The 20,705-nt window shown below is 71.5% G+C and carries 19 protein-coding genes; 12 read left to right on the top strand and 7 right to left on the bottom strand.

Going from position 1 to position 20,705, the window contains the following annotated elements:
* Positions 1 to 65: 65 nt before the first annotated feature.
* Positions 66 to 941, bottom strand: a complete 876-nt coding sequence (panB, locus tag ACFZBP_RS35330) for a 3-methyl-2-oxobutanoate hydroxymethyltransferase (protein WP_391419385.1) — start codon at positions 939 to 941, stop codon at positions 66 to 68.
* Positions 942 to 1,135: 194 nt separating this feature from the next.
* Between panB and ACFZBP_RS35325 the strand changes: the two genes are divergently transcribed.
* From ACFZBP_RS35325 to ACFZBP_RS35300, 6 genes are all read left to right on the top strand, one after another.
* Positions 1,136 to 2,725 carry an MFS transporter gene (locus ACFZBP_RS35325; RefSeq protein ID WP_383450798.1) on the top strand — a complete coding sequence of 530 codons (1,590 nt, stop codon included), beginning with the start codon at positions 1,136 to 1,138 and terminating at the stop codon, positions 2,723 to 2,725.
* 119 nt (positions 2,726 to 2,844) lie between these two features.
* Positions 2,845 to 3,474: a TetR/AcrR family transcriptional regulator gene (locus tag ACFZBP_RS35320; RefSeq protein ID WP_383450795.1), complete on the top strand. Its 630-nt coding sequence runs from the start codon at positions 2,845 to 2,847 to the stop codon at positions 3,472 to 3,474.
* Between the two features lie 188 nt (positions 3,475 to 3,662).
* A complete protein-coding gene (locus tag ACFZBP_RS35315; RefSeq protein ID WP_391419382.1) occupies positions 3,663 to 4,724 on the top strand; it encodes an endonuclease/exonuclease/phosphatase family protein in 1,062 nt (353 codons plus the stop codon).
* Positions 4,725 to 4,904: 180 nt separating this feature from the next.
* The gene (locus ACFZBP_RS35310; protein WP_383450789.1) at positions 4,905 to 6,128 is read left to right on the top strand and encodes an MFS transporter; all 1,224 of its coding nucleotides are present in this window, start codon (positions 4,905 to 4,907) and stop codon (positions 6,126 to 6,128) included.
* 199 nt (positions 6,129 to 6,327) lie between these two features.
* Complete coding sequence (locus ACFZBP_RS35305; protein ID WP_383450786.1) at positions 6,328 to 7,353, top strand: ATP-binding cassette domain-containing protein; 1,026 nt, start codon at positions 6,328 to 6,330, stop codon at positions 7,351 to 7,353.
* Complete coding sequence (locus ACFZBP_RS35300) at positions 7,350 to 8,183, top strand: ABC transporter permease (protein ID WP_391419378.1); 834 nt, start codon at positions 7,350 to 7,352, stop codon at positions 8,181 to 8,183. The genes ACFZBP_RS35305 and ACFZBP_RS35300 overlap by 4 nt, the downstream gene beginning before the upstream one ends.
* 23 nt (positions 8,184 to 8,206) lie before the next feature.
* Here the strand turns inward: ACFZBP_RS35300 and ACFZBP_RS35295 are convergent, their stop codons facing one another.
* Entirely contained in the window at positions 8,207 to 11,584 is a 3,378-nt protein-coding gene (locus tag ACFZBP_RS35295) for a BTAD domain-containing putative transcriptional regulator (RefSeq protein WP_391419376.1), read from the bottom strand.
* 189 nt (positions 11,585 to 11,773) lie between these two features.
* Between ACFZBP_RS35295 and ACFZBP_RS35290 the strand changes: the two genes are divergently transcribed.
* Complete coding sequence (locus tag ACFZBP_RS35290) at positions 11,774 to 12,574, top strand: site-2 protease family protein (protein WP_383450778.1); 801 nt, start codon at positions 11,774 to 11,776, stop codon at positions 12,572 to 12,574.
* Here ACFZBP_RS35290 and ACFZBP_RS35285 read toward each other — a convergent pair.
* The 3 genes from ACFZBP_RS35285 to ACFZBP_RS35275 all read right to left on the bottom strand — a co-directional run bounded on the left by ACFZBP_RS35285 (position 12,564) and on the right by ACFZBP_RS35275 (position 14,662).
* The gene (locus ACFZBP_RS35285; RefSeq protein WP_391419373.1) at positions 12,564 to 12,749 is read right to left on the bottom strand and encodes a hypothetical protein; all 186 of its coding nucleotides are present in this window, start codon (positions 12,747 to 12,749) and stop codon (positions 12,564 to 12,566) included. The two genes, ACFZBP_RS35290 and ACFZBP_RS35285, sit on opposite strands and share 11 nt — an antisense overlap.
* A 76-nt stretch (positions 12,750 to 12,825) precedes the next feature.
* The gene (gene npdG / locus ACFZBP_RS35280) at positions 12,826 to 13,551 is read right to left on the bottom strand and encodes an NADPH-dependent F420 reductase (RefSeq protein WP_383450773.1); all 726 of its coding nucleotides are present in this window, start codon (positions 13,549 to 13,551) and stop codon (positions 12,826 to 12,828) included.
* A 37-nt stretch (positions 13,552 to 13,588) separates the two neighbouring features.
* The gene (locus ACFZBP_RS35275) at positions 13,589 to 14,662 is read right to left on the bottom strand and encodes an exo-alpha-sialidase (RefSeq protein ID WP_391419370.1); all 1,074 of its coding nucleotides are present in this window, start codon (positions 14,660 to 14,662) and stop codon (positions 13,589 to 13,591) included.
* 107 nt (positions 14,663 to 14,769) lie between these two features.
* Here ACFZBP_RS35275 and ACFZBP_RS35270 point away from each other — a divergent pair, with 107 nt between their 5' ends.
* Both ACFZBP_RS35270 and ACFZBP_RS35265 read left to right on the top strand, forming a co-directional pair.
* Positions 14,770 to 15,372, top strand: a complete 603-nt coding sequence (locus tag ACFZBP_RS35270) for a hypothetical protein (RefSeq protein WP_391419368.1) — start codon at positions 14,770 to 14,772, stop codon at positions 15,370 to 15,372.
* A gap of 44 nt (positions 15,373 to 15,416) precedes the next feature.
* Positions 15,417 to 16,721, top strand: a complete 1,305-nt coding sequence (locus tag ACFZBP_RS35265) for an MFS transporter (RefSeq protein WP_391419365.1) — start codon at positions 15,417 to 15,419, stop codon at positions 16,719 to 16,721.
* Here the strand turns inward: ACFZBP_RS35265 and ACFZBP_RS35260 are convergent, their stop codons facing one another.
* Entirely contained in the window at positions 16,722 to 16,952 is a 231-nt protein-coding gene (locus ACFZBP_RS35260; protein ID WP_383450764.1) for a hypothetical protein, read from the bottom strand. It abuts the gene before it with no gap.
* Between the two features lie 58 nt (positions 16,953 to 17,010).
* On the opposite strand from ACFZBP_RS35260, the gene map reads away from it, so the two are divergent.
* Together map and ACFZBP_RS35250 are read left to right on the top strand one after the other, a co-directional pair.
* Positions 17,011 to 17,868 (top strand): type I methionyl aminopeptidase, encoded by an 858-nt coding sequence (gene map / locus ACFZBP_RS35255; RefSeq protein WP_383450761.1) that lies wholly within the window; start codon positions 17,011 to 17,013, stop codon positions 17,866 to 17,868.
* Between the two features lie 122 nt (positions 17,869 to 17,990).
* Positions 17,991 to 18,638, top strand: a complete 648-nt coding sequence (locus ACFZBP_RS35250; protein WP_391419362.1) for a biliverdin-producing heme oxygenase — start codon at positions 17,991 to 17,993, stop codon at positions 18,636 to 18,638.
* A 10-nt stretch (positions 18,639 to 18,648) separates the two neighbouring features.
* Here ACFZBP_RS35250 and ACFZBP_RS35245 read toward each other — a convergent pair whose 3' ends face one another.
* On the bottom strand, positions 18,649 to 19,293 hold the full coding sequence (locus ACFZBP_RS35245) for a PhzF family phenazine biosynthesis protein (RefSeq protein ID WP_391419360.1): 645 nt from the start codon (positions 19,291 to 19,293) through the stop codon (positions 18,649 to 18,651).
* 248 nt (positions 19,294 to 19,541) lie between these two features.
* On the opposite strand from ACFZBP_RS35245, the gene efeO reads away from it, so the two are divergent.
* Complete coding sequence (gene efeO / locus ACFZBP_RS35240) at positions 19,542 to 20,699, top strand: iron uptake system protein EfeO (protein ID WP_383450753.1); 1,158 nt, start codon at positions 19,542 to 19,544, stop codon at positions 20,697 to 20,699.
* Positions 20,700 to 20,705 lie beyond the last annotated feature (6 nt).

Here is a 20,705-nt window from a genome sequence, read left to right as displayed (position 1 = left end):
GACGGGGGAAGATCGGCGGGGCGCTTTGGTGCCGCAGTGGTTCAGTGGGGCCGGAGCCCGGGGGCTCAGTGGACGGAGTGCTCCTCCAGGGGGAACGTTCCGCCGACGACGTCCTCCGCGAACGCCTTCGCCGCGTTGCCCATGACCTCGCGGAGGTCGGCGTACTGCTTGACGAACTTGGGGACCCGGCCGCCGGTCAGGCCCAGCATGTCCGTCCAGACCAGGACCTGCGCGTCCGTCTCCGGGCCGGCGCCGATGCCGACCGTCGGGATGTGCAGCACGCGCGTGACCTCGGCCGCGAGTTCCGCCGGGACCAGCTCCAGGACGACCGCGAAGGCACCCGCGTCCTGGACGGCCTTGGCGTCGCGCAGCAGCTGCTGAGCCGCCTCCTCGCCGCGGCCCTGGACGCGGTAGCCCATGGCGTTGACGGACTGCGGGGTCAGGCCGATGTGGGCCATGACCGGGATGCCGGACTCGACCAGCAGGCGGATCTGCTCGTGGGAGCGCTCGCCGCCCTCCAGCTTGACCGCGCCGACCCCGGCCTCCTTGACCAGCCGGGTCGCCGAGCGCAGCGCCTGCACCGGGCCCTCCTGGTAGGAACCGAAGGGCAGGTCGCCGACGATCAGGGCGCGCGAGGTGCCCCGTACGACGGCGGCCGACAGCATGGTCATCTCGTCGAGCGTGACGGGCACGGTGGTGTCGTAGCCGAGGTGACAGTTGCCCGCCGAGTCACCGACGAGCATGACGGGGATGCCGGCCTCGTCGAAGACGGACGCGGTCATCGCGTCGTAGGCGGTGAGCATGGGCCACTTCTCGCCCCGATCCTTGGCGAGCGCGATGTCCCGGACGGTGATGCGGCGGGTGCCCTTCCCCCCGTACAGCGCCTTGCTGCCGTCGGAGGTCTTCGCCTGTGGCGTCTGGGCAGCCGAAAGCTGCGTCATTGCAACGGCTCCTTCATGTCATCTCGAGGCGCCCTGACGGCGTCCCCGGACTCCCCTCCATGGTGGCACCTCGTGCCAGGGAGGGCTAGGCCATGCCGCGTGCGTTCCACCACCCAGCGAGGGTCACGTAAGTTCTCGGTAAGAATTTAAGATACGAGACGGTTCCGTATCGTAAATTCGGTACGTTCGAGAGCATGACTTCTCCCGCCGCCACAGCCCCCCGCATACCGGAAGCCGTGCACCGGCGCCGCTGGGCGATCCTCGGCGTGCTGATGCTGAGCCTGCTGATCGTCGTACTCGACAACTCGATCCTGAACGTCGCCATCAAGACCATCTCGACCCCCGCCCCGACCGGCCTGGGCGCCACCCAGAGCGAGCTGGAGTGGGCGATCAACGCCTACACCCTCGTCTTCGCCGGACTGCTGTTCAGCGCGGGCATCCTCGGTGACCGGCTCGGCCGCAAGAAGGTCCTGCTGGGCGGGCTCGCGGTGTTCGGCATCGGCTCCGCCCTCGCCGCGTTCTCCGGCTCGCCCGGTGAGCTGATCGCCTTCCGCGCGGTGATGGGCCTCGGTGCCGCCTTCGTCATGCCGGCCACCCTGGCCGTCCTCATGAACGTCTTCGAGCGCGACGAGCAGCCCAAGGCCATCGGCATCTGGGCCGGCGGCGTCGGCCTCGCCATCGCCGTCGGGCCGATCACCGGCGGCGTCCTGCTCGACCACTTCTGGTGGGGCTCGGTCTTCCTCATCAACGTGCCGATCGTGCTGCTCGCCCTCGCACTGATGCTGTGGCTGGTTCCGGACTCGCGTGATCCGAACCCCGGCCGCATCGACCCGATCGGCGTCGTCCTCTCCGTCGTCGGGCTGGTCCTGCTCGTCTACGGCATCATCAAGGGCGGCCAGCTCGCCGACTTCACGGACGTGACGGTGCTGGTGACCATCGCCGCCGGGCTCGCCGTCCTCGCCGCCTTCGTGGTGTTCGAGAAGCGCAGCGACCATCCGTCCATCGACGTCACGTACTTCCGCAACAAGGTCTTCTCGGCCGCGATCGGCGTCATCGCGCTGGTCTTCTTCGCCCTGATGGGCGTGACCTTCTTCTCGGTCTTCTACACCCAGAGCGTGCGCGGCTACTCGCCGCTGGAGACCGGTCTGCTGATGCTGCCGCTCGCCGCCGCGCAGATGATCTTCGCGCCGCGTGCCCGGCTGGTCGTCGACCGGTTCGGCAACCGGGCCACGACCACCGGCGCCATGCTGCTGATCGCGCTCACGCTGGCGGCGTTCGCCACGTTCGAGGCGGACACGCCCATCTGGCTCCTGGAGGTCGTCTTCTTCCTGATGGGCGCCGCGATGGCGCACATCATGACCCCGGTCAGCGTCGTCATCATGCAGGCGCTGCCCCGCGAGAAGGCCGGTTCCGCCTCCGCCCTGAGCAACACCTTCCGCCAGGTCGGCGGCGCGCTCGGCATCGCCGTCCTCGGCTCCGTCATGTCGACGGCGTACCGCAGCGGCATCGAGGACCGGCTCACGGTGCTGCCGGAGGGCGTGCGGCACACCGCGGGCGAGTCCATCGAGGCCACCCTCGGCTTCGCGGACCGGCTCGGCCCGAAGGGCGAGTTGCTCGTCGAGGCGGCCCACGCCGCCTTCCTGCACTCCATGCACGTCACGGCGCTGTGGGGCGCGGGCGTCGCGGTGCTCGGCGCGGTGGTCGTGGCGCTGTTCCTGCCGGGGCGGCCGGCGGCGTCTCAGGAGGGCGAGGGCGAGCGGGAGTTGGTGTCCACCGAGCAGTGACGGGCGGGGCCGTCGGCCGGCGCCGGGTGCGGGACCTGTCGTACCAGGAGGAGGACCGGGGGAGAACCGGGGAGAACCGGGGGGAGAATCAGCACAGCCCAGCGAAAGGACCGAACCACGTGAGCCTCGCCGACAGCCACCCCCGGCACGACGGCCCCGTCAGGGGCCGTCCCCGCAGCGAGGCCGTGGAACGGGCCATCATGGAGGGCATCCTGAAGCTGCTGGAGGACGGCGTGCCGCTCGCGGAGCTCTCCATCGAGCGCATCGCCCGGACCGCGGGCGTCGGCAAGGCCACCATCTACCGTCGCTGGAGCGGCAAGGAGGAGCTCTTCGTCGACGTCGTGCGCGCCGCCGAGCCTCCGGACCCCGAACTGCCCGGCACGTCCATGCGCGACGACCTCGTGGCGCTGCTGGAGCAGTTGCGCCAGCGCGGTCTGATGACCCGTTCGTCGGTGCTCCTGCACAACGTCATCGCCCAGATGAAGAGCGCGCCGAAGATCTGGGACGCCTACCACGCGATCGTCGTCGAGCCGCGCCGTCGCAAGCAGCACGCGATCCTGCGCCGCGGGCAGGCCAACGGCGAGTTGCGCACGGACCTCGACGTGGACGTGCTGAACGACATGATCTTCGGCCCGATGCTGGTGCGTGCCGTCATGCGACCGGACGCCGACCTTCCGGAAGGGCTCGCGGCGCAGATGGTCGACGCCGTGCTCGAAGGTCTACGGCCCGTCAGTTCGCCCGCTCCGTAGCCCGCATGTGCGCGTTTCGTCACAGAGCGCGCTTTCCTCCACGGCAACCGGAACTTCCGAAGCCGACTTGTACGTCCTCGCCCCCGTACGGCCGTCATGAGTACGGCATGAACGGAGCCGATCATCCCCTAGGGTTTCTGTGGGCGCGGGGGGACGACGGTGTGCACGGCAGGTAGTGAGGCGACGGTATGGCGCAGCAGGCGTACGTGACGGAGACGGACAACGGCGGCTCGGGTCCCGAGCGCCGGGAATCTGGGCTTCGGCGCCTGACGAACCGCCTGAAGGGCCTGGCCGCGGGCTGGCGCGGCGATCCGCGGATCTGGCGTCGCGGGATCGTACTGGCCGCGCTCGCGGCGGTGCTCGCCCTGGTGATGGGGCTGCACGCGAAGATCCCGAACGCGATCGGCAACCTCGGCAGCCTCACCGAGACGTTTCTGCCCTGGCTGGGCCTGTGCGTCCCGGTGCTGGTCCTGCTGGCCCTGGTGCGCAAATCCGCGACCGCGCTGATCGCCGTGCTGCTCCCGGCGATCGTCTGGCTGAACCTCTTCGGCGGCCAGCTCAGCGACAAGACCGGCACCGGCGGCGACCTGACGGTGGCCACGCACAACGTCAACGCGGACAACGCCGATCCGGCCGGCACCGCCCGGGACGTGGCGGCGTCCGGCGCGGACGTCGTCGCGCTGGAGGAGCTGACGACGGCCGCGGTCCCGACGTACGAGAAGGCGCTGGCGGCGACGTACAGGTACCACACGGTGCAGGGCACCGTCGGGCTGTGGAGCAAGTACCCGCTGAGCGGCGTCGAGCCGGTCGACATCAAGCTGGGCTGGACGCGCGCGATGCGGGCCGCGGTGGCCACGCCGGCCGGGCAGGTCGCGGTGTACGTCGCCCACCTGCCGTCGGTGCGGGTGAAGGTGGAGGCCGGGTTCACCGCCCGGCAGCGCGACAAGAGCGCGAACGCGCTGGGTGAGGCCATCGCCGACGAGCCGGTGCGCAAGGTCGTCCTGCTCGGTGACCTGAACGGCACGATGAACGACCGCGCGCTGCGCGCCGTCACCGCCCAGATGCGTTCCACGCAGGGCGCCTCGGGCAGCGGGATGGGGTTCAGCTGGCCGGCGTCGTTCCCGATGGCGCGGATCGACCAGATCATGGTGCGGGGCGTCGAGCCGATGAGCTCGTGGACGCTGCCGGCGACCGGGAGCGATCATCTGCCGGTGGCGGCGCGTGTGAAGGTCGACACATCCGCTTCCTGAAGCGCTCGGGAAAACTCCTGGTCAGCCCGTGGTGTGCGCATGACCGGCCGGGTGCGGACGGGTCTCGGCAACCTGATCGTCAGCTGCCGGAATACTGGGCCTGAGAGGCTTTGTTCCGTAACTGAACATACAAAGTTCGGAACGCTGCTCTCGACCCCCTGAAAGGCACAGGCTCTTTTCATGCCCCTGGCCCTGCTCGCCCTGGCCGTCGGCGCCTTCGGCATAGGTACGACCGAGTTCGTGATGATGGGCCTCCTGCCCGAAGTCGCGAACGACCTGGACATCTCGATCCCCACCGCCGGGCACCTGGTCTCGGCGTACGCGCTCGGCGTCGTCATCGGCGCCCCGCTGCTGGCGGCGGTCACGGCCCGGATGCCGCGCCGCACCGTCCTGATCGGCCTCATGGCCCTGTTCGTCACGGGCAACGCCCTGTCGGCGTTCGCCCCGACCTACGACTGGCTGATGGCCGCCCGCTTCCTGAGCGGTCTGCCGCACGGCGCCTTCTTCGGCGTCGGCGCGGTCGTGGCGACCGGCATGGTCGCGCCCGAGCGCAAGGCCCGCTCCGTGTCGCTGATGTTCCTGGGCCTGACGATGGCCAACGTCGCCGGCGTCCCGGTGGCCACGCTGACGGGGCAGCACCTGGGCTGGCGGGCGACCTTCCTCGGCGTGAGCACCATCGGTCTGGCCGCGATGGCCGCGCTGGCGCTGCTCATCCCGCGCGGCGAGGCACACGCCGCCCCGCCGGCCGGCCTGCGCGGCGAGCTGGCCGCCCTGCGCTCCCTGCCGGTGTGGCTGGCGCTCGGCACCACGGTCGCGGGGTTCGGCGCGCTGTTCGCCGCGTACAGCTACATCACGCCGATGCTGACCGACGCCGCCGGGTACGCCGACGCCAGTGTGACGCTGCTGCTGGCGCTGTTCGGGGTGGGCGCGACCGTCGGCAACCTGCTGGGCGGGCGCCTCGCGGACCACTCGATGCGCAGGACGCTGTTCGGGGGTCTGCTGTCGCTGGTCGCGGTGCTGGCGATGTTCCCGCTGCTGATGTCCACGGCGTGGAGTGCGGCCCTGGCGGTGGCGCTGCTCGGTATGGCGGCGTTCGTGACCGGGTCCCCGCTCAACCTGATGGTGATGGAGAAGGCGTCGTCTGCCCCGTCGCTGGCCTCCTCCGCCAACCAGGCGGCCTTCAACCTCGCGAACGCCGGTGGTGCGTGGGTCGGTGGGCTCGCCCTCGCGGCCGGGTTCGGTGTGACGTCTCCGGCGCTGGTGGGCTCCGCGTTGGCCGTGCTCGGGCTCGGGGTCGCTTCCGTCGCGTATGCCGTGGACCGGCGTCGTGCCGCTCCGCTGGGGGCGCGGGAGCGGGTCGTCGCGGGGCGTGTTCCGGAGCGGGTCGAGGCGGTTCGGCACTGACGTTTTGGCGGCGCGGCTCGACTACGGATGTGCCGCGGTGTGTGGTCTGTCGGCTGCCGCGCCGTCGTGGCCGGTCGCGCGGTTCCCCGCGCCCCTTGAGGGCCCTTCGGGCCCCTTGGGACGCTGCTGCCAGGTCCCTTGTCAGCCGTGTCGGTGAGCTGTCGGTGGTTTGTCGGTAGGGGCTGGGATTGTCGGTGGCATGACGCGAATCGAGAAGGACCCGGGCGGCGCTGGTGTGGCCGTCTCGGTGCGGGGGCTGGTCAAGCACTACGGCGAGACCAAGGCGCTGGACGGGGTGGATCTGGAGGTGCGTGAGGGCACCGTGATGGGGGTGCTCGGACCGAACGGGGCCGGGAAGACCACCCTGGTCCGGATCCTGTCCACGCTGCTGGCGCCGGACGCCGGGAAGGCCGTCGTCGCCGGGTACGACGTCGTACGGCAACCCCGGCAGTTGCGGCGGGTGATCGGGCTGACCGGGCAGTACGCCTCCGTGGACGAGAAGCTTCCCGGGTGGGAGAACCTGTATCTGATCGGGCGGCTGCTCGATCTGCCGCGGAAGGCCGCACGCGCGCGTGCCGACGAGCTGCTGGAGCGGTTCTCGCTGACCGACGCCGCCAAGCGGCCGGCCAGTACGTACTCCGGTGGCATGCGGCGGCGGCTCGACCTGGCCGCCTCCATGATCGGGCGGCCCGACGTGCTCTTCCTGGACGAGCCGACCACCGGCCTTGACCCGCGCACCCGCAACGAGGTGTGGGACGAGGTCAAGGCCATGGTGGGGGACGGTGTGACCGTGCTGCTGACCACCCAGTACATGGAGGAGGCCGAGCAGCTCGCCTCCGAGCTGACCGTCGTCGACCGGGGCAAGGTCATCGCGGGCGGCGGCATCGAGGAGCTGAAGGCCAAGGTCGGCGGGCGCACCCTGCGGATCCGGCCGGCCGACGCCCGCCAGCTGCGGCCCCTCGCCGCCTACCTCGACGACCTCGGCATCACCGGCCTGGCGACCACCACCGTGGACACCGAGGCCGGCACCCTGCTCGTCCCCGTGCTCAGCGACGAGCAGCTCACCGCCATCGTCGGCGCGGTCACCGCGCAGGGCATCACGCTCGCCTCCATCACCACCGAACTGCCCAGCCTGGACGAGGTGTTCCTGTCCCTCACCGGCCACCGCGCCAGTGCCCCGCAGGACGCCACGCCCGCCGACGCCCGCGAGGAGGTCGCCGTATGAGCGCCACCACCGTTTCCCCGGCCCCGGTGACCGCCACCGGCACCGACGACGCCCGCATCACCCTGCGCGCGCACCTGCGGCACACCGGTGCCCTCGTCCGCCGCAATCTGCTGTGGATCCGGCAGGACCCGGAGTCGATGGCCGACGCACTGCTGATGCCGGTCATCTTCACCCTGCTGTTCGTGTTCGTGTTCGGCGGCTCGATCGGGCAGGCGCTCGGCGGCGGGCAGGACCAGTACGTGCAGTACGTCATCCCCGGCATGATCGCCATGATGAGCATGACGCTGTCGCAGGGCGTCGGCACCGGGTTCAGCCAGGACTTCAACTCCGGTGTCATGGACCGCTTCCGGTCCCTGCCGATCGGACGCGGTTCGGTGCTGTTCGCGAAGATCTCGGTGGAACTGCTGCGGATGCTGTTCGCGACCACCGTGCTGATGATCGTCTCCGTGGCGGTCGGGTTCGACATCACCAACTGGCCCGGTCTGTTCGCGACGGTGGCCCTGTCCACGGCGTTCGCCTCGTCGATCATGTGGGTGTTCCTCACCCTCGGCGTGATCATGAAGAACGCGCAGTCCGTGCAGGCCATGGGCTTCCTGGTGCTGTTCCCGCTCCAGTTCGGCTCGTCGATCTTCGCGCCGACGACCTCGATGCCGGGCTGGCTCCAGGCCTTCACCGACTACAACCCGCTGTCCACGCTCGCGGACGCCGCGCGCGGCCTGATGGTGGGCGGCCCGGTCGCGCACGACCTGTGGGTGACGCTGGGCTGGTCGGTCGCCATCACGGCGATCATGGCGCCGGTCGCCATCCACAAGTTCCGTACGAAGAGCTGACGCGACCGGGGGGTGGGTGCGCGTCAGACGAGGGCGGCGGCCTCCTCGGGGGAGAGGCCGCCGCCCTGCGCGTACGCCGACTCGTAGGCCTCGTCCCCCAGTGCCGCGCGCAGGGTGCGCGTGGCCCGCGCGCGGGTCTCGCGTTCGATGCGCGTCGGGACGTGGCCGGGCGGCAGCAGCGCGTCGCCTGCGCCGACGCAGAGAGCGCCGTCGTGGGCGCGCCCGCCGTCGCCCGCGGTGGCGAGGGCGTGGCCGGCGATGTGCAGGAGCAGGGTGCGCATGCTGGGCGCGATGGCCAGGGACAGCGGGTCCGCTGCCTGCTCCAGGGCCTGGCGGACCTTGACCAGGCACTCCTCGGGGCGCCCGTCGACGGCCTCCAGCCAGGCCTCCGAGCCGAGGATGACGGCGTCGAAGATGACGAAGCTGGCGACGGAGAACTCCTGGCGCAGCAGCCGCAACTGCTCCCGCGCCTCGGCGATGCGGTCGGTCATGCCGAGGTGGCCTGCCAGGAACATCCGGGCGGCCGGCATCGCCTCGTTGCGCGCGCCGTCCCGGTGGGCGATCACCTCGTGCAGCAGGCGTTCGCCGCGCTCGGGCTCGCCGGCCTCGATCAGCGCGCTGCCGAGGCGGGCGTTGAGGACGGAGATCTGGGCGCGGGCGCCGAGCCGTTCGGCGCGCTCGATGGCCGCCTCGTAGTCGGTGGCGGCGGACTCCCACTCGCCCTTGCGTTCGCCTGCCTCGGCGCGCGCGGAGAGGGCTTCGGCGGTGCCCCACAGGTCGCCGAGGCGCTCGTAGATCTCCAGCGCCTCGTCGGCGTCACGGGTGGCGTCGCCCGCCCAGTCGCTTCGGTTGGCGAGCAGGTTGGCACGTGCGTACAGGCTCGCGGCGAGCTCCCAGTCGTATCCGGGCGTCTCACGGGAGGTGCGGACGGTGGCGTCGACGACCTCCCGCAGCCGCTCCATGTCCCCGGTGAGCATGACGGCGAAGAACCACAGGGAGCCGGGCAGGCGGCAGGTCTGCGGCATGCCCGGCTCGTAGGTGGCGGCGATGGCACGCAGTTTGGCCTGCGCCTCGGGGGTCTGCCAGGAGTCCAGTTCGGTGTCCATACAGGCGAGATGGACGAGATGGGCTCCGCGCCGGGCCTCGTCGAGCATCTCCCCCGTCCACGGCGGCGGGGTGTCCGTGCACCGCTCCCGCACGGGCCGCGCGCGACGGACCGGCTCGGCGAACGGGTCCGGGCCGAGGGTGTGCACCTCACGGGACCAGTTGCGCGCCTCGATCCGCAGATCGCGCATCTGCCAGTACCAGGAAAGGGACAGGATGAGGCACAGCCCCTCCTGCTCGTCGCGGTCGGCGACGGCGTGGCGCAGGGCGATCCGCAGGTTCTCGTACTCGCGCTCCAGCCGCCTGATGGCGGCGAGCTGGCCTGGGCCGCGCAGCAACGGGTCTGTGGTGCGGGCGAGTTCGCGGTAGTACGTCAGATGGGCGCGCTCGGCCTCCGGGCGCCGTCCCGTCTCGTCGAGGCGATCGCCCGCGTACTCGGCGACGGTCTCCAGGAGCCGGTAGCGCATCGCGCCGTCCGCCGAAGGGGCGGCCACCACCAGGGACTTGTCGACGAGCGAGCCGAGGGTGTCGAGGGCGGCGGGCCCACAGACCGCCTCGGCGGCCGTGAGGTCGCAGCCGCCCGCGAAGACGGACAGCCGCCGCAGCACCTCCCGTTCGTCCTCGTTCAGCAGCTCCCAGGACCAGTCGACGACCGCCCGGAGGGTCTGCTGGCGGGGCCGGACGGTACGGCTGCCGGAGGTGAGGAGGCGGAAGCGGTCGTCGAGCCGGTCGGCGATCTGGCGTGCCGTCAGCATCCGCAGCCGGGCGGCGGCGAGCTCGATGGCGAGCGGGAGGCCGTCGAGACGCCGGCAGATCTCCACGCAGGCCGCGGCGGTCTCGTCGTCGGCGTCGACGCGGAAGCCGGGCCGGGCGGCCGCGCCCCGGTCGGCGAGCAGCCGCAGCGCGACGGGCTCCGGCAACGGCTCCACGGGCCGCAGGAGCTCTCCCGGTACGCCGAGGGGTTCCCGGCTGGTGGCCAGCACCGTCAGCTCCGGGCAGCGCTCCAGCAGCTCCGCCACCAGACGGGCGGCGGCCTCGACGACATGCTCGCAGTTGTCGAGGATCAGCAGGATCCGCCGCTTGCCGAAGTGCTCGGCGAGCCGCTCCACGGGGTCGTCGTGCCGCTCCGATCCGGCGCGCATGGCCTCGGCTCCGGCGCCGTACAGCACGGTCTCGCGGGCCCCGACGGCGGTGAGGACGGCCTCCGGCACCCCGTCGGGGACGTCGACCGGCGCGAGCTCGGCCAGCCACACCCCGTCCGGCGCCCCGTCCCGCACGCTCTCGGCGGCCTCCTGCGACAGCCGCGTCTTCCCGGCGCCTCCGGGGCCGAGCAGGGTGACGAGCCGGGTGGTGGTGAGATCACCGCGGATGGCCTCGATGTCGGCCTCGCGTCCGACGAAGGAGGTGAGACGGGCGCGGAGGTTGCCGGCGGGAGGGGTGGTGGGGGTGAGGGCGGGAGCGGGGAGGACGTCGGGGCTCGTTCCGGACGTGCCGGACGCCCCCGTCCCTGTGCCCGTCCCCTTACCCGCTCTCGTACCCGCACCGGCCGGCAGGACCGGCGTGGCGGGCTCCGGCCGCAGCAACTCCCCGTGCAGTGAGCGCAGTTCAGGGCCGGGGTCCGAGCCGAGCCGGTCCGCCAGGAGGTGGCGTACGTCCTCGTAGGCGGCCAGTGCCTGGGCCGTGCGGCCCGCGTCGCGCAGGGCGCGCAGGCGGAGGGCCTGCAACGGCTCGTCGAGGGGGTGGGTGTCGCACAGGGCGGTGAGTTCGGGCAGGGACTGTTCGGCGTGGCCCAGGGCGAGGGCGGCGGTGTGGCGGGCGCGCAGGGCGTCCAGGCGGCGGGCGTCCTGGCGGGCCGACTCGGCGGTGCGGTCGGGGAGGTCGGCGACGGCGGGGCCGCGCCACAGGGCGAGGGCGTCGTCGAGGGCCTCGGCGGCCTTGGCGGGGTCGCCGTCGGCCAACGCGCGCGTGCCCTCGCCGACGAGCCGTTCGAAGCGGTGCAGGTCGATGTCGTCGGGCGCGGCGGCGAGGCGGTAGCCGCCCTCCGCCGAGACCACCGCGTCCGCGCCGAGGGCCCGCCGCAGCCGCCCGACGAGTGCCTGCAACGCGCCCGTGGCGTCGGCGGGCGGATCGCCCTCCCACACCTCGTCGACCAGCATGCCCGCCGGCACGGTCCGGCCGCCCCGCAGCGCGAGCACGGTCAGCAGGGCACGCAGCCGGGCTCCGCCCAGCGGAACGGGGCTGCCGTCGGGGCGGAGTGCCTGGGCGGTGCCGAGGATGCGATAGCGCACGGGGTCCATTGTCTCCGGTCGGTTCGGCGAGGGTCACAGGGTTGGGGTGTGAGGCGGGTCGGCCGAGGGCACCCCCACCCTCCCTGGAACCACCGGCCCACCGCGAGACGTTTTCCCCGTACGCCCGGTACGGTCGGGCAGGTCCACCGCCCCGTTCTCCCGTCCCGTCACGTCACGTCCCCCCAGGAGCCCCTCCCCATGACCACCGCTCTCAGCCGCCGCAGCGACCGGCGGATCAGCCCCGTCTTCGTGGGCATCCTGGCCGTCACGGCGGTGACGGGCTGGGCGACCTGGTCCGGGTTCGCCGAGCAGGCCGGACTGGCCGTCTTCCTGTTCGTGACCGCCGCCTGGATCGTGTCCCTGTGTCTGCACGAGTACGCACACGCGCGTACCGCCCTGCACAGCGGCGACATCACGGTCGGCGCGAAGGGCTATCTCACCCTCAACCCGCTGAAGTACACGCACGCGCTGCTCAGCATCGTGCTCCCGGTCATCTTCGTGATCATGGGCGGCATCGGTCTGCCGGGCGGTGCCGTCTTCATCGAGCACGGGCGGATCCGGGGGCGCTGGCGGCACAGTCTGATCTCGGCGGCCGGTCCGCTGACCAACGTGCTCTTCGCCGTCGTGTGCACCGCCCCGTTCTGGCTGGACGCCCTGGACGGCGTCCCCCCGGACTTCCGGTTCGCGCTCGCCTTCCTCGCGCTGCTCCAGGTCACGGCGGCGATCCTGAACTTCCTGCCGGTCCCGGGCCTGGACGGCTACGGCGTGCTCGAGCCCTGGCTGTCGTACCGGATCAAGCGCCAGGTGGAGCCGTTCGCCCCGTTCGGTCTGCTGCTGGTGTTCGCGCTGCTCATGCTTCCCCCGGTGAACCGGGAGTTCTTCCAGCTGATCTACACGGTGATGGACAGCCTGGGCGTCCACGGCCTCGATCGCTACTGCGGGGAGAGCCTCTACCGCTTCTGGCAGGGCACCAGCGAGTACTGCCAGGTCAGCCCGTGACCGAGCCCCGCCGCTCGTCCTTGGCGCGCTTGACGTAGTACCAGGTCATGTTCGACGACAGCCCGGCCAGCAGCACCCAGATGATCCCCAGAAAGCTGCCCTGCGCGAAGGACACGACCGCCGCGGCCACGGCGAGAAGACAGACGATCAGGGTGTAGATGGCGAGGCGGGGCATTTCGGTCGGCTCCTTCGGGGGACACTGCTACGGCGACCAGTGTCCCCCATCTTCCGAAGGTCCTGTCCGCGAGCCCTCACACGTCCGTGACGCGCAGCCCGGCGTGTGCCTTGTAGCGACGGTTCACCGAGATCAGGTTCGCCACCAGCGACTCCACCTGGTGGGCGTTGCGCAACCGTCCGGAGAAGACGCCGCGCATGCCGGGGATACGGCCGGCCAGGGCCTGGACGATCTCCACGTCCGCCCGCTCCTCCCCGAGCACCATCACGTCGGTGTCGATCTCGTCGATCTCCGGGTCCTGGAGCAGGACGGCCGACAGGTGGTGGAAGGCGGCCGTCACGCGGGAGTCCGGTAGCAGGGCGGCGGCCTGCTCGGCGGCGCTGCCCTCCTCCGGCTTGAGCGCGTAGGCGCCCTTCTTGTCGAAGCCGAGCGGGTTGACGCAGTCGACGACCAGCTTGCCGGCCAGCTCCTCGCGCAGGGACTGAAGGGTCTTGCCGTGCCCCTCCCACGGCACGGCGACGATCACGATGTCGCTGCGCCGCGCGCACTCGGCGTTGTCGGCGCCCTCGACGCCGTACCCGAGCTCCTCGGCGGCGGCCCGGGCACGGTCGGCCGCCCGCGAACCGATGATCACCTTCTGTCCGGCCTTGGCGAGCCGGTAGGCGAGGCCCTTGCCCTGCGGCCCGGTACCGCCGAGTACGCCGACGACCAGCCCGGAGACGTCGGGGAGGTCCCAGGGGTCCTTGGCCGGAGCCTTCGCGGGGGCCCCGGCGGGCTGCTGTGCACTGTCGGTAGAGGTCATGGGCCGACTTTACGTCCGCGCCGCGCACCCCTACCTCTCAGGTGAGCTGCGTCACGGGCACCCGCCGGAAGGTGATGGTCTCGTACGGGCCGAAGTCGCCGGTCTCGTAGAGGAGTCCGACCGTCGCGTCGTCGACCCGTGCGAGGTCGGAGTACGCGGCGGGCAGCCCGTCCACCGTGTGTGCGGGCCGCCAGGTGAGGCCGCCGTCGGTGGAGGCGCGGATGGTCATCAGGGCGCGGGCGGCGGGGTCGGCGGGGCCGGAGAAGAGCAGGACGTCGGGGTCACGGAGCTGGAGGACGCTGCCCTCGCAGATGGGCGCGGGCAGGCCGGCCTGCGGGCGGAAGGGCTTGACCAGGGTCTCGCCGCCGTCGGTGGAGTGGGCGTCGGCGCGGTTGCCGGGGGACGGGGAGTCGTTGCGCGTGTTGAAGTAGACGCGGCCGTCGGGGAGTTCGGCGGCGGTGGTCTCGTTGACGTTGACGTAGCCGTCGGTGTTCTCGTCGACGTAGCCGATGCGCCAGGTGGCGCCCCGGTCGTCGCTGAGGAGACAGTGCCCGCTGTTGTACCGGGCCTCGTTGCCGACGTCGTCGCCGGTGGGCGGGACCGTGTGGTTGGCGGGGACGACGACCCGGCCGGTGCTCAGCTGGATCGCGTGACCGGGGGTGGTGGCGTACCAGCGCCAGCCCGGGCGCTTCACCTGCGCGGTGATCTCCCTCGAGCTCGACCAGGTGACGCCGTCGTCGTCGCTGTACCGCACCCAGATCCGGCGGCCGTCGGCGTCGCTCACCTCGCCGCGCAGGATGGCGGCTTCGGTGGCGGTGGCGTGGTTGCGGATGTAGACGAGCAGGATGCGGCCGGTGTCGAGGACGACGGGGGCGGGGTTGCCGGCGAGGTGCCAGTTGTTGTCGGCGACCACTCTGAGCGGGCCCCAGGTGCGCCCGCCGTCCGTGGACCGCTTCAGCACGATGTCGATGTGCCCGTGGTCGGCGGCGGACTCGACCCGCCCCTCGCAGAAGGCGAGCACCGTGCCGGCTCCGCTGACCACGACGGCCGGGATACGGAAGGAGGCGTACCCCTCCTGACCCGCGCGGAAGGGAACAGTGGTCTCGGTCATCGTCGGACTCCTCGCCATGGCCGCCGGAGCCCACTGCTTCCCCAGGCCGGGCGAATTCGGGGTGAACTCCGGGTCACGAGTGGTGGGTTACGGCAGGATGCGGTCGCATGGATGCGGTACGGGTGGCGCTGTTGCGCGAAGTACTCGCCGGGACCGAGTGGTTGGGGGCCACGCGGCGGTTCGCGGGGGCGCTGCGGGCGTCCGCCGTGGCGCACGGGGGCGGGCTGCTGCTGGTCGGCACGCCGGAGTACGAGCCGTGGCATCTCGCGGCCCATCTGGTGGACGAGGCCGCGTGGTCGGGGACGCCGGAGCTGGCCCCGACCCTCGTACGGCATGCCGCGCGCGCCTCGGACCCGGCTCATCTGGCCGTCGGCCTGGGCCGGTTGGCGGCGGCCCGGCGCGGGGAGACCCTGCTGGTGGTGTCGCCGGACGAGCCCGGGGCGCCGCTGCTGGAGCGGGTGCACGACGTCCGGCGGGCCGGCGCGAGGGTGTTGGCCCTCGGCCCCGGCGAGGGCGAGCTGACGGCCATGGCCCACGAGACGCTGGCCGTGCCGGAGGGCGGGGAGCTGGATCTGGACACCGTGCAGCATCTGGTGAGCGCGGGGGCGGGCGAGAACGGGGTGCCCTCCGGGCGGGGGCGGGGATGGTTCCGGGACCGTCTGTCCAGGCTGGCGGAGTCTTTGACGGCGCCGCCACCGCCGCGGTGGTGAAATCCGGTTGCCTTCGCCACCTACCCGCCCGACCATGACCCCTCGTGAACCTCCGTGCCGTGCTCCCCGATCTCACCCCCTGGCGGGCCTCCGTCGACTTCCGGAAGTTGTGGCTGGCGGGGCTCGTGTCGTCCTTCGGCAGCTTCCTGACGTTCGTCGCGCTGCCCGTGCAGATCAAGGAGCTCACCGGGTCGGCGGCGGCGGTCGGGGCGATCGGGGCCGTGGAGTTGGTGCCGTTGATCGCGTTCGGGCTGTACGGCGGCGCCCTCGCCGACGCGCTGGACAAGCGGAAGCTGATCGTGTGGACGGAGGCCGGGCAGGCGGTGCTGAGCGCGGCCCTGCTGGTCAACGCGCTGCTGCCGACCCCCGCGATCTGGCCGCTGTACGTCGTCGCCGCCCTGTCCTCCGCGCTGGTCTCGGTCCAACGCCCAGCCCTGGACGCCCTGCTGCCCCGGATCGTGGCCCACGACCACCTCCCGGCCGCCGCCTCGCTCAACGCGCTGCGCTGGCAGGTCGGCGGGGTCGCGGGCCCGGCCCTGGCGGGTGTGGTGGTCGCGTACGCGGGGCTCGGCTGGGCGTACGGCGCGGACCTGCTGACCTTCGTCGTGTCCGTCCTGTTCGTCGTCGGCCTCGCCCCCTCCCCCGCTTCCCACGAGGCCGCCAAGCCGTCGCTCAAGGCCATCGCCGAGGGCGCCCGCTACGCCTGGAGACGCAAGGAGCTCCTCGGCACGTACGTGATCGACATCGCGGCGATGCTCTTCGCGATGCCGCTGGCCGTACTGCCCTTCCTCGCGGACGAGTTGAACGCGCCCTGGGCGCTGGGCCTGATGTACGCCGCCGTGCCGGCCGGCGCGATGCTGGTGAGCCTGACCAGCGGCTGGACCTCGCGGGTGCACCGGCACGGGCGGGCCGTCGTCGTGTCGGCCGCGCTGTGGGGCGTGGCCATCGCGGCGGCCGGTGTCTCCGGGAACGTGTGGCTGGTGCTGCTGTTCCTGACCGTCGGCGGCGCGGCCGACATGGTCAGCGGGATCTTCCGCGGGGTGATGTGGAACCAGACGATCCCGGACGAGCTGCGCGGCCGGCTCGCCGGGATCGAACTGCTGTCGTACTCGGTGGGCCCGCAGCTCGGCCAGACCTATGTGGGCGGCGTCGCGGCCTGGCGCGGCGTACGGACGTCCGTGTGGTCGGGCGGGCTGCTGTGCGTGGGCGCGGTGGGGCTGCTGGCGCTGTGCCTGCCGAAGCTCATGACGTACGACGCGCGGACGAACGAGCACGCGGTACGGCTGCGCCGGCAGCGGGCGGCGGCAGCGGCGACCACGGCACCGGCACCGGCACCGGCCGAGGGGTGATCAGGCGTCGTCCGACGGGCCGGCCGGGGCGTCGTGCCAGCGGGGGTCGTTCTCCCACTCCAGGTTGCGCTCGCGCGCTAGGTCCATCGCCTGCTGGGCCTCCTGCCGGCTGGTGTACGGCCCGAAGCGGTCCTTGGCGGGGCACTCCGGCCCCTCCTCGACCTTCTTGTGGACGAGGCAGTAGTACCACTCCCCCGGCTTGCCGACCGTGCGCTTCTTGAACAAGGCCATGTCCGGCTCCTCTCGCCACCGACATGTTCCCCCATGCCCGCTGGTTAGACTCGCTGGCATGTCTGGCCAGTCACTGCTCGTCCCAGGGGAGCTGTCCCCCACCCGTTCCGTGCCCGGAAACATCCGCCGCCCCGAGTACGTCGGCAAGCCCGCGCCGACGCCGTACAAGGGTCCGGAGGTGCAGACCCCGGAGACCGTCGAGGCGATGCGCGTCGCCGGCCGTATCGCCGCGCGGGCGATGGCCGAGGCGGCGAAGCTGATCGCGCCCGGCGTCACGACGGACGAGCTGGACCGGGTGGCGCACGACTACATGTGCGACCACGGCGCCTACCCGTCCACGCTCGGCTACCGCGGCTTCCCCAAGTCGTTGTGCACCAGCGTCAACGAGGTCATCTGCCACGGCATCCCGGACTCCACGGTTCTGCGCGACGGCGACATCGTCAACCTCGACGTGACGGCGTACATCGGCGGGGTGCACGGCGACAACAACGCCACGTACCTGGTCGGTGACGTGGACGAGGAGAGCCGGCTGCTGGTCGAGCGGACCCGGGAGTCCCTGAACCGCGCGATCAAGGCGGTCAAGCCGGGTCGTCAGATCAACATCATCGGCCGGGTCATCGAGTCGTACGCCAAGCGCTTCGGCTACGGAGTGGTCCGCGACTTCACGGGCCACGGCATCAACTCGTCGTTCCACTCGGGTCTGATCATCCCGCACTACGACAGCCCGCACGCGACGACGGTGATCCAGCCCGGGATGACCTTCACGATCGAGCCGATGCTGACGCTGGGGACGCACGAGTACGACATGTGGGACGACGGCTGGACGGTCGTCACCAAGGACCGCAAGCGCACCGCGCAGTTCGAGCACACGCTGGTGGTGACGGAGACGGGGGCGGAGATCCTCACCCTCCCCTGACCGGGCGGTCGCCGAGAGAACCCGCCCCCTGCGGAGGGCGGGTTTTCTTTGTACGCTTTTACCGACACGGCGTCGGCAAACCTATTGACTTAGGTAAGCCTAACCTCAGAAGATGGGTGCCCATGGACTCCTTCGCGACAGTCATCCGCACCGCGTCCCACGAGCAGCACATGGAGGCGGAGACCTCGACGTTCATGAGCGACCTGCTCGGCGGCCGGCTGGGCGTGGACGCGTACGCGCGGTACACCGAGCAGCTGTGGTTCGTGTACGAGGCGCTGGAGGCCGATGCCGAGCGGCTGGCCTCGGACCCGGTGGCCGGCCCCTTCATCCGGCCCGAGCTGCTCCGGCTGGCGTCGCTGGAGCGGGACCTGGCGCATCTGCGGGGTCCGCTGTGGCGGACGGGGCTGTCGGCGCTGCCCGCCACGCGGGCCTACGCGGACCGGGTGCGGGAGTGCGCCGAGGGCTGGCCGGCCGGCTACGTCGCGCACCACTACACCCGCTACCTCGGCGACCTCTCCGGCGGCCAGATCATCCGGGACAAGGCGGAGAAGACCTGGGGCTTCGCGCGCAAGGGCGACGGGGTCCGCTTCTACGTCTTCGAGAAGATCCCCAACCCGGCCGCGTTCAAGCGGGATTACCGCGAGCTGCTGGACGGGGTCCGCGCGGACGACCTGGAGAAGCAGCGGATCGTGGCGGAGTGCAAGAGGGCGTTCGCCCTGAACACCGCGGTGTTCAGGGCGCTGGGCGAGGAGTTCCCGCTGTCGGCGTGAGCGGCTGCCGCTAGCGTTCGAGGAACACCCGGCCGCCGACCTCCACCCAGCCTCCCGGCTGCGGCGCCGTGAGGATCTGGGAGCCCGCGCCCTGGGTGATGTTCAGGGCGCGGCCCAGCTGGTCGGTCAGGAGCAGCGCCGCCGCTCCCGTGGCCTCGTCCTCCTCGATGCCGTCGTCCCGCCCGGGGAAGCCCCGGGCACGCACCCGTCCGGCAGCCTCGTCCTCCCACGCCCACGCGTAGATCCACTCCCCTGGCGACGGTACGGCCAGATCGTCGACCTCGGCGGCCGTCGTGTACCGGCGGAGCGTCCTCGGCGGCGCCCACTCCGCCCGCGCCTCGATCCAGCAGAACTCCCCGTCCTGCCGCGCGCCCACCACGCCGGCCGGGGTGACCAGCTCGGGCACGTCGAGCAGCCAGGCCGTCCCTACGCACGGGTGCCCGGCGAAGGGCAGGCGCAGGGTCGGGGTGTAGATGTCGACGACTCCGCGCTCGGGGTCGTCCACGAACACGGTCTCGCTGAACCCGAGTTTCGCGGCGAACGCCTGCCGGTCGCTCCGCTCGGGGATCACGGAGCCCTCACGGACGACGCCGAGTTCGTTGCCGTAGCCGCCGGTCGGTCCGCAGAAGACGCGGAGGACGTCGTAGTCAGTCACGGGGGCATTGAAGCACCCATCCGGAAACCGAAGTCGCGGGGAGACGCGGGACGCCCGTCGACGTGCTGTCGCCTCCCCGAACAGGAGCCCTCCTGGTGACCCCGCGACGCAACCTTTGACCTTCCTTTGACCCCTCTATGGGGTTGTTTTTGGCCACTTAGGTAATCCTTAGGTGCGTTAGGTGAGCCTCACCTTCCTGTCATGTGAGGCGCGTCACGCACACTTTCCGGCCATACCCTGGAGCCTTCATGCGACCCGCCAGACTCTCCGCCGTCGCCGCAGCCGCCACCGTGGCGGCTCTGACCGCCGTCACGGGGTGCACCGAGAAGGGCAGCTCGACGGGTGGCGACCGGGTCGTCAACGTGACGTCCACGGACGACAAGTGCGAGGTGTCGAAGAAGGAGTTCCCGGCCGGCCACGTGGAACTCGCCATCGAGAACAAGGGTTCCAAGGTCACCGAGGTCTACATCCTCTTCCCCGACGACCGCATCGTCACCGAGCGGGAGAACATCGGCCCCGGCACCAAGCAGACCGTCACCGCCGAGGTGAAGGCCGGCGACTACACCATCGCCTGCAAGCCCGGTATGAAGGGCGATGGCATCCGGCAGACCGTCAAGGCCACCGGCAAGGGCGCGTCCGCCGAGCGGGACCCGCGGCTGGACAAGGCCGTCGCCGCCTACCGCGAGTACGTGCAGACGCAGGCCGACGAGACACTGCCGAAGGCGGAGGCGTTCGCCAAGGCCGTCAAGGACGGCGACATCGAGGCCGCGAAGAAGGCCTACGCCCCCTCCCGCATCGGCTGGGAGCGCACCGAGCCGGTCGCCGAGTCCTTCGGCGACATCGACCCCAAGGTCGACGTCCGCGAGGACGGCCTGGAGGACGGCCAGGACCCGGCGACGGACTGGACCGGCTGGCACCGCCTGGAGAAGGCGCTCTGGCAGGACAAGAAGATCGGCGACCGGGAGAAGCAGCTCGCCGACCAGCTCATCACGGACCTGAAGGACTGGCAGAAGCGGGTCGGCAAGGCCGACATCACCCCGACCTCCATGGCCAACGGCGCCAAGGAACTTCTCGACGAGGTCGCCACCGGCAAGGTCACCGGCGAGGAGGAGCGCTACTCGCACACCGACCTGGTCGACTTCAAGGCCAACGTCGAGGGCGCCGAGAAGGCCTACGAGCTGCTGAAGCCGGTCGCCAAGGAGAACGACCAGGCGCTGGTCACCGAGCTCGACAAGCAGTTCGCCGCGCTGAACACGCTGCTCGACAAGTACCGGGCGGACAAGTCGTCGTACGACTTCACCTCGTACGACAAGGTCGGCGACGCCGACCAGAAGGAGCTGTCGGACGGCGTCAACGCGCTCGCGGAGCCGCTGTCCAAGCTTGCCGCCGCCGTCGTCGTGAAGTAGGGGGCA

Source organism: Streptomyces sp. NPDC008086, from assembly GCF_042957325.1.
Classification (GTDB): domain Bacteria; phylum Actinomycetota; class Actinomycetes; order Streptomycetales; family Streptomycetaceae; genus Streptomyces.
This window is presented reverse-complemented; position numbering and strand designations above follow the sequence as displayed.

What these genes read in the sequence shown, in the direction of transcription:
- panB (WP_391419385.1), bottom strand. Translation starts at nt 941, where the DNA reads ATGACGCAGCTTTCGGCTGCCCAGACGCCACAGGCGAAGACCTCCGAC.
- ACFZBP_RS35325 (WP_383450798.1), top strand. Translation starts at nt 1,136, where the DNA reads ATGACTTCTCCCGCCGCCACAGCCCCCCGCATACCGGAAGCCGTGCAC.
- ACFZBP_RS35315 (WP_391419382.1), top strand. Translation starts at nt 3,663, where the DNA reads ATGGCGCAGCAGGCGTACGTGACGGAGACGGACAACGGCGGCTCGGGT.
- ACFZBP_RS35310 (WP_383450789.1), top strand. Translation starts at nt 4,905, where the DNA reads ATGCCCCTGGCCCTGCTCGCCCTGGCCGTCGGCGCCTTCGGCATAGGT.
- ACFZBP_RS35305 (WP_383450786.1), top strand. Translation starts at nt 6,328, where the DNA reads ATGACGCGAATCGAGAAGGACCCGGGCGGCGCTGGTGTGGCCGTCTCG.
- ACFZBP_RS35300 (WP_391419378.1), top strand. Translation starts at nt 7,350, where the DNA reads ATGAGCGCCACCACCGTTTCCCCGGCCCCGGTGACCGCCACCGGCACC.
- ACFZBP_RS35295 (WP_391419376.1), bottom strand. Translation starts at nt 11,584, where the DNA reads ATGGACCCCGTGCGCTATCGCATCCTCGGCACCGCCCAGGCACTCCGC.
- ACFZBP_RS35290 (WP_383450778.1), top strand. Translation starts at nt 11,774, where the DNA reads ATGACCACCGCTCTCAGCCGCCGCAGCGACCGGCGGATCAGCCCCGTC.
- ACFZBP_RS35285 (WP_391419373.1), bottom strand. Translation starts at nt 12,749, where the DNA reads ATGCCCCGCCTCGCCATCTACACCCTGATCGTCTGTCTTCTCGCCGTG.
- npdG (WP_383450773.1), bottom strand. Translation starts at nt 13,551, where the DNA reads ATGACCTCTACCGACAGTGCACAGCAGCCCGCCGGGGCCCCCGCGAAG.
- ACFZBP_RS35275 (WP_391419370.1), bottom strand. Translation starts at nt 14,662, where the DNA reads ATGACCGAGACCACTGTTCCCTTCCGCGCGGGTCAGGAGGGGTACGCC.
- ACFZBP_RS35270 (WP_391419368.1), top strand. Translation starts at nt 14,770, where the DNA reads ATGGATGCGGTACGGGTGGCGCTGTTGCGCGAAGTACTCGCCGGGACC.
- ACFZBP_RS35260 (WP_383450764.1), bottom strand. Translation starts at nt 16,952, where the DNA reads ATGGCCTTGTTCAAGAAGCGCACGGTCGGCAAGCCGGGGGAGTGGTAC.
- map (WP_383450761.1), top strand. Translation starts at nt 17,011, where the DNA reads ATGTCTGGCCAGTCACTGCTCGTCCCAGGGGAGCTGTCCCCCACCCGT.
- ACFZBP_RS35250 (WP_391419362.1), top strand. Translation starts at nt 17,991, where the DNA reads ATGGACTCCTTCGCGACAGTCATCCGCACCGCGTCCCACGAGCAGCAC.
- efeO (WP_383450753.1), top strand. Translation starts at nt 19,542, where the DNA reads ATGCGACCCGCCAGACTCTCCGCCGTCGCCGCAGCCGCCACCGTGGCG.